At 46.3% G+C, this 13,429-nt stretch carries 8 protein-coding genes; 6 read left to right on the forward strand and 2 right to left on the reverse strand.

Annotation, left to right across the window (positions count from 1 at the left end; all coding sequences use genetic code 11):
• Window positions 1–346 precede the first annotated feature (346 nt).
• Window positions 347–2,095 (forward strand): hypothetical protein, encoded by a 1,749-nt coding sequence (locus QUB66_RS20170; RefSeq protein WP_332969496.1) that lies wholly within the window; start codon window positions 347–349, stop codon window positions 2,093–2,095.
• 141 nt (window positions 2,096–2,236) lie between these two features.
• Here the strand turns inward: QUB66_RS20170 and QUB66_RS20175 are convergent, their stop codons facing one another.
• On the reverse strand, window positions 2,237–7,111 hold the full coding sequence (locus QUB66_RS20175) for a CHAT domain-containing protein (RefSeq protein WP_332971263.1): 4,875 nt from the start codon (window positions 7,109–7,111) through the stop codon (window positions 2,237–2,239).
• Between the two features lie 81 nt (window positions 7,112–7,192).
• Between QUB66_RS20175 and rnhA the strand changes: the two genes are divergently transcribed.
• From rnhA to QUB66_RS20200, 5 genes are all read left to right on the forward strand, one after another.
• Entirely contained in the window at window positions 7,193–8,098 is a 906-nt protein-coding gene (rnhA, locus tag QUB66_RS20180; protein WP_265235519.1) for a ribonuclease HI, read from the forward strand.
• Window positions 8,099–8,298: 200 nt separating this feature from the next.
• Window positions 8,299–8,910: a pentapeptide repeat-containing protein gene (locus QUB66_RS20185; RefSeq protein WP_332969501.1), complete on the forward strand. Its 612-nt coding sequence runs from the start codon at window positions 8,299–8,301 to the stop codon at window positions 8,908–8,910.
• Between the two features lie 314 nt (window positions 8,911–9,224).
• Window positions 9,225–11,078, forward strand: coding sequence for an abortive infection protein (locus QUB66_RS20190; protein WP_332969502.1), 1,854 nt, complete (start codon window positions 9,225–9,227; stop codon window positions 11,076–11,078).
• A gap of 113 nt (window positions 11,079–11,191) precedes the next feature.
• Window positions 11,192–12,019 (forward strand): alpha/beta fold hydrolase, encoded by an 828-nt coding sequence (locus QUB66_RS20195; RefSeq protein ID WP_265235522.1) that lies wholly within the window; start codon window positions 11,192–11,194, stop codon window positions 12,017–12,019.
• A gap of 57 nt (window positions 12,020–12,076) precedes the next feature.
• Window positions 12,077–12,631 (forward strand): hypothetical protein, encoded by a 555-nt coding sequence (locus tag QUB66_RS20200; RefSeq protein ID WP_265235523.1) that lies wholly within the window; start codon window positions 12,077–12,079, stop codon window positions 12,629–12,631.
• Here the strand turns inward: QUB66_RS20200 and QUB66_RS20205 are convergent.
• Complete coding sequence (locus QUB66_RS20205; RefSeq protein ID WP_332969503.1) at window positions 12,628–13,176, reverse strand: protein-tyrosine phosphatase family protein; 549 nt, start codon at window positions 13,174–13,176, stop codon at window positions 12,628–12,630. The two genes, QUB66_RS20200 and QUB66_RS20205, sit on opposite strands and share 4 nt — an antisense overlap.
• Window positions 13,177–13,429: the final 253 nt, after the last annotated feature.

Below are 13,429 nucleotides of genomic sequence, written 5' to 3' on the forward strand. Positions count from 1 at the left end.
CCGACTAATTGTGAAGATACGGGCGATCGACCTTTCCCAAAAAATTATTGATTTACAACAAGGGCGATCGGATCGTCTAATCATCCTGCGATCGCCCCCCCAACACTCCCACCTGTTGCTGGCGAACATACCTACCAGCCCAAATTTCAATAACTATTAAGAAACATCACATTTATTACCAGTTTTTAGACAGGTGACTTATAGTTGAATACAATTGACTTAAGGTTTTTTGATAAACTTCATCTTACGATTTTATAGGCAATACAAGCCTTTTTTGCAATTCAGATTATTCTTCGGTCAACCGTATTGACTTATACTTTATAGTTTCCCTAACTAAAACTGTAATATGAATTTAACAAATTCTCGCTATCAGCAATTAGCGCCATATTTAATATTTCTATTTCTTGTCACTTTCTTTTTTGCGATCGCCTCAGTATTTCCTTACCGAATAGAATTCGATCCCCTCCCTCAAATCAAAGGAATTAACCAGTGGTTGAGCGGAGGATCTAGTTTAATCAACTCAGTTGTTACCGTAAATCCCAAAGATATATCCCAAGATATACAAACCTGGATAGTCTGGCACGCTCCAGGCGTTACCTTCGCATTTTTACCTTTAATCGCCCTCGGATTGCCTTTAGGAATTGCAGTCAGAACAACCGCATACTTGTTGTTTGTTTCAGGCAGCTTGGGGTGGATAAAGGTAATAGATACTCTCACCTCTGACCAGAAAATCAAAATAATTATAGCTGTCCTGTTATCTATCTATTATATAGAAATTGGCTCATTATTGGTTTGTACAGCAGGAGATGTGATTCCTTGGGCAGTCATGCCTTGGGTATTACTGTACGCAATGTATCTGTGCTCAATTTTAGACTCAGGTAATAAATTTGACAGTCGCTTTTTAGTTCATGCAGCTCTACTAGGTCTACTTTTAGGAGGAATTTACTGGTTAAAATACTCTGCTTTTTTAGTTTCTCTAGGAATTCTTGCATATCTAGCTGTATTTTTATGGTTTTTCAGCAAACAATATACCTTTAAAAACCGTTTTATCCTGTTAGCAGTTTGTACGATATTCACCCTTTTGCCAGTAATTGGTCTGAGTGCTATTCACCATTCACTTTCTGGAGTCAATAGTGCTGTAGACCAATTTGAAGCTGCTATTCCTGTGGCATCGCCTTCTACAAGAGGAATGCGTTTTTTATTGAGTTTAATAGCAGCTCCAGGTTTAGGTCTATTCAATTCAGAAATTTTTACTCAAGGCAGGCTGTTGACCTCTACAAGCATAATTGTTAAACAGTTATTTGGTTTAGATATTTCAGGAAAAACAGAAACCTTTAAAATATTTGTAGGTCTAGCAGGAACCTTAGCAGCTTTTTGGTTTGTTGCAGACTGCGCTCGAAAAAATATATACAATAAAAAACTTATTATTCTTTGGGGCTGCCTTTCCGCGATTCCTTTTATATTCATTGCATATATATCTTATAAAACTGGAATCAATCTATTAATGGCAGGCATCGGTCGTTATAGTAATCCTTTCTTTATACTTACTGTCTTTTTTGTTATTTCTTCCTACCTTTACTGGATTTCCAATCGGGAAAAATCTATCCTTTCAAAAATTATATTGTCTATTTTATTGGTGTTCTTTGTATTGCTGCCCCCGCTCAATTATATAGGTGATTGGGCTGAGGCTATAATGTTGCGGAAAAATTACGTAACAACAGAGAATTTTATCTATGTCGATATCTTGTCAAAAATAAATGTTAAATCGGTAGTTAGTCAGATAAATTCTGCTGTTAAATCACCTAAAGATGTTGTAGTTTTAACTAAAGATAGCGATGAATTGCGTTTTGCTTCGTGGCTGGAAATGAGACACAGAATCCTCACACTCCCAATAGTTGACAGTGAAGAAGCTCAGATGAAAATTACAACAGCACAAGATTTGAGAGTCATACTTGTTGTATCTAAGGCTTTGGAGCAAAATGAAAATCAACTGGCGCTAGTCAAGCAGAGATTTGCCCAATCAACTGGATGGACTCGGCTGCCAGAAAATCCAGATGCTGAGGTTTCTATTTGGTTTTCTGATTTGAAGGCTTGACAATATATAGCCTTTCTCAGATAAATGAGGTATGTGTGCTAATGGGTAATGGGTAATGAATAATTGGCACGGCACCAGCTTTTAAGCCGCGAGCTTTGCGGTTATTGTCAATTACCTTTTTCTTTCATTACCGATTACCAATCACCAAGGACTTCCAATCATCACAAAAGACGACCAATAATAAGGATGCGACAACTTCAAATTAGCAAATCCCTGCAAAGATTGCGGCAACTCCACTCCTTCACCCCGACTCGAACCCCGCAACTTCCCGCCCTCCAAACGCACATCACCCCGCAACATCGCAATTTGCGCTTCTCGCAGCGCCGCCGCCTTAATTGGCGCAGTCTTCAAATGCTGGTAAAACTCATTCATCAATCCCAAAGTACCCTCATCCGAAACATACCACAAACTCCCCAAAGCCGTTTGCACCCCAGCTTGCAGCGCCAATCCCCCAAAACCCAACTCCGCACTTTCATCACCCACCGCAGTCCGACAAGCACTTAAAACTAATAGATTCACCTGCGGATTATTCAAGCTCAAATCAGGCAATTGATTCAGTCGCAGTCGGCTATCCCACAACTGAATAAAAGAATTACTCGGTGCACCCGGACGAAATTCGCCGTGAGTAGCTAAGTGAATAATCCCAAAAGGCCGGCTTTGATGCTGTCGTTTCAAATTCTCCAAAGTGAAACCCTCATTCAAAAAACTAACTCCCGGCCACTCACGCGAAATAGCTGCTATTTCCGCAGGAACCGCTGGTAGAGGATTCAACTCCGAAAATTCCGACGCGCCCATTGCTAAAACTTCAGAATTTCTGATATCCACGTAGCGAATATCTGTTAAGTTAATACTCGGCATCAGGCTGAGACTGTACTTTTCCACCAAAAATTGCTTTCCGTCGTGCAAAGCCGCAAAGGGCATTCCTCTCAAACCCCGATCGACCACAAAGGAAATAGTATCCGTTTCGCACTTTTTCAAATCCTCGTCCAAAGGCGCAATCATCCACTTATAAAGCTGTTGGGCAGATGGCAGATAACTCGTAGTAGCCCGCACCCCTGGCTTAGTAATCTCACTTCTGAACGCAGTTACAACTTTCAGCAGTTCTTCCCGGTTTGCTTCCGACACCGTTTTGTGAACCACTCCACCGCAAGAATTTACTAACACTAAATCTAATTTTTCCGATCGCGAAAACAGATAAATCAAGCTTGGTTTCGTGCCCGTTTGTGCACCCACAGATGCTAACTTTTTCTTGATTTCGTCTGGGGAGAGCAAATCGTCGGTGGTGTTAATGCCGAAATATTCTCGGAATTCTTGGCTAAAAGATTTGTCCAGCAGAGACAAAGCTGCCGATATTTGACCGACATCCAAATTCCTGCCGATTTCACTGCGAAATGCTGACTGAATAACTGAATCTCTGAGATTGGAACCGATTAAATTTCTCAGTCCTCTCAGAGATGGGATTTTTTCCGGCGCCATCGTTTCTCCGGGTTTTCCTAGATCTCGCGATAGACTATTTTGGTTCCGTTGCTGTTGGGGGTTAAGGGGTTCGTTTGGTTGGGGAAAAACCCGGTTTCTATCTGATGGAAATCTACCGCTTGGAGTTATTCCCGGTGGAGTTATTCCCGGTGGAGTTATTCCCGGTGGAGTTATTCCCGGTGGAGTTATTCCCGGTGGAGTTATTCCGGGTTGAGTTATTCCGGGTTGAGTTATTCCGGGTTGAGTTATTCCGGGTTGAGTTATTCCGGGTTGAGTTATTCCGGGTTGATTTGTAGTGACGATCGCACTACTACCTTGAGTGTAAGAATTGATGAAAGATTGTCCCTGAGTAATTGTACCCGAAGTATTGCTGGCGATCGCCCCAGCAGTCCCGTTAACCGTCGCATCTCCCACCGCAAAAGGTATCCGCGGATTGACATCCCCGCCGCCGTGGGCGATCCTGACTGTACCCGGTTGATCGCCACCAAGCGTTGAGACACTCACAGTGCGGTTTTGGTCAAAAGTACCAGTCACTCGCACCAAACCCGGAGTTGCGATATCAACTTTAGCGCCCGGAGCATAGACCGATACAATGCTAATATCATTTTGAGCGTTAATATTGACTGCAGGATTGCGGCCGCGCCCCGAAAGATTAACATCTATTTCCCCAGTTCCGATCTGCCCTCCCGCTAAAATATCCACAATTGATGAAGCACTAATATTGCCAGTGCTGACATTTCCCCTGCTGCTAACTAAATCAACTATAACTCCCTGCAAATTTCCAGAATTCACATTTTGAGCGGCTTCCAAATTGATATTTCCTCCAGCGTTAACATCCCCAATTCTCACATTCCCACGGCTGCTAACATCAACCGCAAATCCCCTCAAATTTCCAGCATTGACATCGCCAGATCCTGTCAAAGTCACACCGTTAGCTGCAGTAACATTTGCAGTCTGAATGCTTCCAGCATTACTATTAACTGAAACATTACTTCCCTGTAAAATTCCTGAATTTATATTGCCCAAAGCTGTCAAATTCACATTGCTGGTGGCGGCGGCACTGGTAACTCCAATCGTCCCCGCACTGCTGTTAATATTAACTCCCAAACCCCGCAAATCCCCTGAATTCACATTTCCCGCACTTCTTACATTGATATTTCCAGTTGACACAGTATTGCCGATCGCAATATTTCCCCCATCACTATTAACATCAACTGCCGCCCCCTGCAAATTCCCAGTATTTAAGTCGCTAGAAGCTCTCAAAGCAATGCTGGCGGCGGCAGCATCAATCGATGCCACGTTAATATTAGTTTGCGCGTCCAAATTGACTGTGGGAATCGCAGGATTAACTGGATTTGCCGCAGTCGGATTAACGGTTATTAGCGCTGTGCTAATTTCCTGTCCCGCGACAATTCTGACATCTCCCGTACTGGCGATCGCACCCGTAGTCACACTTCCGCTGCTGCTGGTAGCGCTGACAGTCGCACCCGCGAGGTTCCCTACGGTTAAGTCGCCAGAAGCTGCCAAAGTGAGATTCTCGGTGGCTGTAACGTTGGCGGGTGTTGTATTGGGGACAATTGTATTCGGATCGGTCAACACTCCCAGAGCGCCGGAGTTACTGGTAACATTAACTTGAGAACCCTGCAAAGTCCCAAAATTGATATTGCCTAATGCTGTAAGTGCGATCGCCCCATTCGTCCCACTATCGATCGCACCCGTTAGGATATTACCCCCAGTCGCATTCAGAGTAATATTGCCGTTGATATCACCACGAGAGATGTCACTGGTCAAGATAATATTGTTAACAGCTTCAATATTAATAGTCGAACCAGACGTTAATCTGCCCCCAACTAGCACAGCCCCTGCGGCACTTGTGAGACTAATGCTACCGCCATTAATATCTCTAGTTGCCACATCTCCCGCTGCTGACAAAATCACCGGCCCGCCCGCAAAAATATTTTCAACAGAAATCAAATTTCTGGGAAAAATCGATACCGAACTAAAAGCTGCATCGTCCGCCAAACTATTAGGAGAAATATTAAGCGGATTTGCCAGATTTGCGACTCCCGCCCGCAGAATTAAGGCCGGACTGCTGGTTAAAATAGGAATATCCGGATCGGAACTCGCATTTTCATTACCCAATGCAATATCAGGCCCCGTAATTGTAATATCCTCAGCAACTATGCTTCCCCTCGCCTCCACTTTCAGCGAAACACCAGTATAATCTCCTAAGAAAACATCTCCTTCGGAACTGATAATCGGGTCAAATAAACTCACAAAATTTCCCGGCATTCCTGACAAATTGCGCACCAAAAAATTGCCCCTCGAAGCAAAGTGAGAATCCCCGGAAATAACGCCGTTGCTGATTAAACTCAAATTGCCGCCACTTTGGAATTGTGGCGGAAGAGACAAGCCGCCGGTGGCGTTTAAGGTGAGAATGTCGATCGCGCGATCGGCCCTAATCTCTAAATTCCCCCCAGCCCGCGCCAAAAACGGATTCTCAACGCGATCGCGAACCCGTACCGCATCCCCTGCCAGCAAGCTCAAATCCCCCGCAGTTTGCAACCTAGTCCCCGCTAACGTCAGATTTCCCGCAGCCGAAATAGTCGCACTTCCCGCATTCAATTGATCCAGCGCAGACGTATTCCCAGCAGCAATCGCCACATCCCCAGAATTCACCTGCAAACCAGAACCCACAAGCCGCACGCTACCGTCATCCGCAACCACAACACCAGTCGCCTGATTTTGCCCCGTACCTGTCAGCAACTGCGGCAAAGAAACAGGATTTAAACCTTGTGGAGAATTCCCCAAATTCCCGCCCGCTGATATCTCCAAACTCAACAAAAGTCCCGGTTGACTAATACGCAAAACATTCTCGCCCGGAACCGCAGCAACAGTAATTTGCCCTCCCGGTGCCGACAACTGCCCCGTACTAACAACCGTACCGCCCAACAAAGATAAATTATGGCCTGGAGTCACAGCCAAATTGCCAGCATTAACAATACTTCCCGGTTGATTTCCGCCAAAATAAAAAGTATTGGGCGCACCAACTAACGCGCTAAAATTATTGGTCCCCGCAGCATTAAACCAATTAGAACCAAAACCCACACCCGTCGCAGTAGTCGCAGTAAAAGCCCCCGGCACATTCAAACTCGCATTCGGGCCAAACACAATCCCCGCAGGATTAATCAGAAACAGATTAGAATTGCCGCCCGTGACAGTAATCAAACCATTAATTAGCGAAGGGTTCCCGCCAGAAATACGAGCTAATATATTTTGAATAGCCGAATTAGTCAGAAAATTAGCAATTTGACCTTGATTTAAGCCGAATTGCCCAAAACTGTGAAAAAGATTCGCCCCGTCTCCCGACAAACTGCCGCCATTGATATCGTAGCGGTTGCCGGTGCGGGTGACAGCCGTGCCCGTACCGTCAGCAGCAGGCACAACTGTTTGCGCCTGGGCAAAAGTATTAAAAATTAACAAAGAAAACGGACAAATAAATAGCGCGACCTTTTTAATCTTTAAGTTGACGTTTTTCATGGCAGCAAATAAAACGATCGCAATTTCCTTAATTATCGCACCAGTAAACTGAATAATCGTAAATAACCAATTAACTCACTCATGACAACTCCCACCATCAAAAGCTTGTACACAGACGGCGCTTGTTCCGGCAATCCAGGCCCTGGCGGCTGGGGTTCAGTAGTTTGTTTCGCCGACGGCAACTGTCACGAACTCGGAGGTGCAGACCCTCAAACCACCAACAACCGCATGGAAATGCAGGCTGCCGTCGCTGCATTAGAATTTTTTGCCAATTCCGGTCAAACCGAACCAGTCACCCTTTACACGGACAGCGAATACGTGAAAAACGGCATCACCAAATGGATTCAAGGCTGGAAAAACAAAGGCTGGAAAACCTCGACGGGCAAAGATGTCGTCAACCAAGACCTCTGGCATCTGCTAGACAAGCTGAATTCCCGGCAAGTCAACTGGGAACACGTCCGTGGCCACTCCGGCGACTTCTACAACGACAGGTGCGACGAAATCGCCCGCAACTTCTCCCACAATCTCACTCCCGAACTGCAACAGCATCCACCAACAGCAGACGAGGCTGGGGCGAGCACGGGGGCATCGCCCCTACGCTTTGAAAACCCAATTGTTTTGGAAGAAACGGACGCAACTGGTAACAAAACGATAGAATCCTATGTCATAACTTCTGACCTTCCGATCTCCAACTCTACCATGATGGATTCAACTGCCGATACCCTGGAGAACTTGCCCCGCGAGGTAAGGGTTCAGGAACTCCGCAATCTGATCGAAACTTTGCACATCGCCGATGAAGTGGCCACCAAAGGCTACTTGATTACCAGTTCTGAACTGGCTGATTTGATGGATGTAAATGCCAGCGCTGTCACCAGCCGCGGAGACAATTGGGTGTGGCGCAACTGGGTAGTTTCTCGCGTCCGCCGCGAGGGGAACCAAATTCTCTGGCAATTAGAGAGAATCGATCACGTAAGTACAACAGATTAGTCATCAGTCATCAGCCATTAGTCAGATTCTGACAAGTGCCTTTTGGCTGCTGCGATATCTAGGGCTAATTCGCAGAACTATAACGGTAGGTGCGCGTCGCGTTCCTACCGTTTCAACACATTAAAAATAATTTTACCTATAATTAAGAAGAACAAACAAATCCCGAACAAACCGTGAAAAAAAATAGTTCGATAGGTTTAATGAACTGGCTGCAACCCAAACAAGAAACCGTTTTGCTGTGCGACTCAATTGCAGCAGCTTCTGACATGGCATTTATGCTCAAGGGTGAGTGGGATGGCTGCAATAGTTTGGTTCTCCCTAAATCCGACAAGGTAGCAATTGAAGCAGCCGCTAGTTTGCTAGAGACTTCGTGGTGCTACCAAAATGCTTCCGAAACAGTTTTAATTCGCTTGGCAGCGGACGAATTGCTGCGCCGTTATGCCCTGGGAGACAGATTTTTTATTAATGCCAATTTGAGATGCGCTCAATTGGATCAAGTTTGCTTAGAAAAGATTGATTTGAGTTATGCTAAATTGAATTTATCTGACCTGTGTGGCACTAATTTATGCCAAGCCAATTTAACATCAGCCGAGATGCCAGGAGCAAATTTGAGTGGCAGTAATTTGAGTGGAGCGCAACTTGTTAGGGCCAATTTAGTTGGAGCTAATTTATCAGATGCTAATCTCCGAGGCGCAAATTTGAGTTATGCAGATTTAAGCAATGCTAACTTGAAAAATGCAGATTTAAGATGTGCAAATTTAGGAAGATGTGACTTAAGAAAAACTTGCTTAAATGAGGCGATAGTTGACTAAAATAGGGGGCGGGGGGAGAGCAGATTATTTATGCCCCGCGTGCCAATTATGATTCATATTTGCGATCGCGCCACCTGTAGGTAGGTAGTTGCGATGTAGCGCTATTTTCTATAGAAAAGAGCGAAGACAGCGCAACAACATACCTTGAATGTGACAGCAACCGCCACTCAAGGTATTTTCTATAAATAACCTCCAGATCGAGAGGACGCTCACCCTCGAGCGAAAACGGTTTGAGGCTCGTACTATACTAACTGTCAACTGTCAACTGTCAACTGTCAACTAACTGTCAACTGTCAACAATCAACTGCTATAAAATGATCTATGAAACTGCCCTCAGCCAGTTCTGGCAGCAATTAGGAGAGATATTGTTCGGTACTGCACAAAAGACCGATCGAGCCGTTTCCGACAAATTGAGTAACTACGAACGCTACCAGCAAGCGGCTTTCAATCGACCAGAGTTTTATCCGATCGATCAATCTGTGTCGCCCGAATATTACCGCCCCATTGCGCCTTGGATGGGGCGATTAATTTTGCCTGCCAAAGAGCAACGGCAAACGATTCAAGGCGCGTTGTTTGAAATTCATCACGCGCCTGGCGAATTTCAGCATTTTGTGGGACAAGTTGCGATCCTGCGCTTTAGTGATGATCGCCTGGTGCAGGCCTACGTTCGGGCCGTGACGAAAGACGTGCATTTCAGTCCTCAAGCTGAACGCAGCCAACAAAAAGGCATAGTTCACCCAACAAGGCTCAATCACTGGCGACAAGTTAATCCCCTAGAGTCGATCGCAGGTTCGCATCCTCACGATGATGTAATTGTGATGCTGCAAGAACCCGTGGGTGTGGAACAATTTGCACAGAACAACATTCTGACCATTGCTCGCGAACCAGTGCAAATTACCGGACGTTATTACGGGTTAGTCAAATTTGTGCGATCGCTTCAGCCGAATGGTGATTTGTTTGAGGTAATTCACTTCGATCGCGCCTCGCGACAATTCACAGGATCTGAAGAAATCGTTAGCTTGCCTCCAGTAATTGCCAATAGCAATCAGACTGCTTCCTCCACCAGCAAAAACATTGAGAAATCGCCCCTAAATGAAACTGGATGGTATATTTACGGTGCGCCGGATCGATCGGGGCGATTTGTCGTGCAGGCGATCGCGCCTCGGAGTCTGTTGCAGGTTGAAGCTGACCGACAGATTGCAGGGAAAACTTCAGTTAAACACTACCTCAAACACGAGACTTGGAGCAATCTGGTAGCTCAGAAGGGAAAAACCAGTAAGGCATTGTTTCGTTTCAAATCAAATCGAAACCCAGCCAATTGGTACGAAGGAAAACGAGCCTTACTGATTCACATCTATGGTGGGATTGGAGGCAAAAAAGCAGAACCAGCTACCAAAACTCCGCTCTACTTCGGGCATTTTGCTTACGGACTCGCGACAGTCGTGCGAGAACCGCTGGCGAATGAACTGCGGTTTGACATTGTTTATCACCAAATCTACACACACAACAAGGAGGGGCTGATTGCTGGGAGTTTGCATTGGTCGCGCTACATGGGGGACAGACAGTTGGGCTGGTTGGGTTTGCGCCCGGTTTGCGATACGATAATCGAATTCGATGCTTTCACGAGCGAGTATGAAACCCAGAACGGCCCGAAGCGATCGCCACTCGACCGATTGATTTACCAGCTAGAAATCATGGCGGCTCGTTACCGGATTGGCGATGGCACCGGAGGGACGTTTGTTGGGCCTGACTACAATTGCACTCAAGACTCCAATCAAGCTTTGTATGCAGCAATGCGGCAAATTGCTCGATCGCTTCTGTCTCTCCCAAATATCGAAGCATCGAAACAACAACACCCCGAAGAATTAGATAAATTAGATCAGTTAGAACAGTTGAGCAAGGAGTTAAAACGGCTGCTGTTGCCCTGTGGAACCGCACGCGCCGACTGGAAGAATCAAGATGAAGTTTTGGGCAGCACTTTAGAAGATCGTCCGCTGCAAAAGATTCGCCGAAGCCTGTTGAGTTGGCGCACAATTCTACCGCGTCTGACAAGCGATGAAGTGACTCAAGCCTTTCTCGAACAGGGTGGGGAAGCCTGGGTGTTGCGAACAAATCAGGTAGGAGGTTTTAATCGAGAGATTGAACCTGTGGCGCCGATGACTTTGTAGCCCACTTTCCACAGCCCACCTGCACCCATATATGAATGTTGGGTGCGGAATATGAAGTCAAAATTGTTGAAGAACAAAACATTGTTGTGTCCTTGTAGAAGTCGAGGTATTTTATGCACCTTACAACTGTCGCCGGCCCAGCGGGGCGACTCAATCTCACCGACACGGGCGCAGTAAGCGGCGCAGAACCACAAGCCATCCCCGTCCTGTTAGTACATGGTATGGCCTACGACATCGGAGTTTGGGACGAGACGATCGCACTTTTGCGAGCAAATCTCGGTCAAAACCAGCGCATTGTGGCGATCGACCTCCGGGGCCACGGCGCATCCGAACCGCCCGCAGATGGCGATTACAGCCCCGATAGCTGCGCCGCCGACATCATCGCCGTCCTCGACGCGCTGAATATCCCGCAAGTAGCCCTTATCGGGCACAGCTTCGGCGCCCTCGTCGTTCTCGCCACCGCCGACTGCGCGCCAACGCGCATCACCCGCGTCATCCTAGCCGATCCCCCCGGTGACTTTAACTACCTCCCACCATCCGTATACCAAGAACAGATGGTTCCCTTCCTCGCAGCGCTAGCGGGCGATGACTACCGCGCTGCGGCAGAGGAAAAGTTCGTCCAAGCCCTCGAAGGCGGTACTTCTGCGACGCGGGAAACTACGATCGCACGCCTTAACGCCACACCGCGCGATCGTCTAGTCGGTATGTACAAAGGTATGTTTGCTTACGATGCTGTCGGTGCGATCGATCGCATCCTTGCAACTCCGGGCGCGCGAATCGCAGCAGTGCTCGCACCGTCCAACTCCTGGCCCTTCAGCCTCCACCTACTCCGCCCCAAAATTGCCACCACCGTCATACCCGAAACCAGCCACTGGTTGCAGCTTGATGCGCCGGTTCCCTTCGCCGAAGCGGTGACAAATCAGTTGACAGTTGGCAGTTGACAGTTGGCAATTTTCATTGTCCACTGTCAGTAGTTAACCGAAAAATCAAGAAAAATTATGCCCCATTCTTTAATACTTCGCAGCTTTGTTGTTTTGACCAGTATTGCAGTTGCTTCTTTAACCACTTATCGAACAACCTCTGTGGCACAATCACCTCAAACAGCCGAATTCTATTTTATGGTTAATGACAAAGTAAAACCAGACCCGCGTGTGATTAAAATTAGCAGACATCCCTGTGGAAAGGCTGCACTTGCCCGCGTAACTTCTCTGCCAGATGTTGATACAAAAGGTTATTTAAGTTCGGACAAAGTGGTAGAAGTCGATCCTAGAAATAACAGAATCCAGCGATGGGCTAAACCAGTCGATTCTGCGATCGTTGCGATTGATGGCGATCGCATTCTAGTCGATGCTGATAAGAAGCTCTACTGGATTAAACCCTCGGGCAATTTCCAGCTTCAGCCCAATCAAATTGCAGCTAAAGAACCCATATTTGAAAGCCGCGTCAAAGACCATCCAGAGTTCAAAAATTCCGGCTATGCGGGTTTGTGGCGCTTTCAAGACCTAAAAACTGGAAAAACCAGAAAAATTATCTACGAAGCCAACTGTACTTAAAATAAGTCAATGCCAAAAGCACGACAGCAATCATCTAATAAAGTATCAAGTTCTCGAACAACTTTCCAGGGATTTCGACCTTTGAAAACAGCAGCGATCGCAGCTTCATAGGGATTTCTGCCAGTTTTTTTGACAGTCGCGATCGCCTCTTGGTTAGAAAATCCCCGCCCGCTAACCAACCAAGCAGCCAAAACCTGTCCTGTACGCCCGATTCCACCGCCACAGTGAACTACCACCCGATCGCCCGATCGATTTGCAGATGCCAAAAATGGTAAAATGCGATCGATTAAAATTTCGCGACTGGCCAATTCAAAATCGGCGATCGGAGCCCAGCAAACGCGATCGCACCCAAAAACATTTCGATAGCTTCCCAGCAAGTCAGAATAGCCCATCAGTTGCGTATCGGGAAGCAAGCAACAAACTCGATCGATCTTCTGGCATCGCATAAAATCAATCCAGCCAGCAACTTCGCGATCGCCGTATCCCGGTTTTGCCGCACCAAACACAATTAATTCATCCTCCGCAGCCGCCGCAAACTTGTACATCTTCTTTACCTTATTCTTTTTTATACCAATTGTCCAAATTTATGCAAAGCCATATTTATAGAGTGTATCGCCATCGATCATTCCCAAAACAAAGCCCAAATCTCATAGCAGCGACGACAATATTTGATAAAACAACCCGGACATTCACTCCGCCCAAATTTGTCTTGTAGCAAGCATTTTTCATGCTTAATATTACTGATTATTTCATTCTGGCCCTTTTTCATAGATTTGCATTTATTGAAATGTACCCATA

The sequence above is a fragment of the Microcoleus sp. A2-C3 genome (genome assembly GCF_036706065.1).
Taxonomy (GTDB): domain Bacteria; phylum Cyanobacteriota; class Cyanobacteriia; order Cyanobacteriales; family Microcoleaceae; genus Microcoleus.

Bases quoted from the DNA above. Each gene is read 5' to 3' on its own strand.
- QUB66_RS20170 (WP_332969496.1), top strand. From the start codon at position 347: ATGAATTTAACAAATTCTCGCTATCAGCAATTAGCGCCATATTTAATA.
- QUB66_RS20175 (WP_332971263.1), bottom strand. From the start codon at position 7,111: ATGAAAAACGTCAACTTAAAGATTAAAAAGGTCGCGCTATTTATTTGT.
- rnhA (WP_265235519.1), top strand. From the start codon at position 7,193: ATGACAACTCCCACCATCAAAAGCTTGTACACAGACGGCGCTTGTTCC.
- QUB66_RS20185 (WP_332969501.1), top strand. From the start codon at position 8,299: ATGAACTGGCTGCAACCCAAACAAGAAACCGTTTTGCTGTGCGACTCA.
- QUB66_RS20190 (WP_332969502.1), top strand. From the start codon at position 9,225: ATGATCTATGAAACTGCCCTCAGCCAGTTCTGGCAGCAATTAGGAGAG.
- QUB66_RS20195 (WP_265235522.1), top strand. From the start codon at position 11,192: ATGCACCTTACAACTGTCGCCGGCCCAGCGGGGCGACTCAATCTCACC.
- QUB66_RS20200 (WP_265235523.1), top strand. From the start codon at position 12,077: ATGCCCCATTCTTTAATACTTCGCAGCTTTGTTGTTTTGACCAGTATT.
- QUB66_RS20205 (WP_332969503.1), bottom strand. From the start codon at position 13,176: ATGTACAAGTTTGCGGCGGCTGCGGAGGATGAATTAATTGTGTTTGGT.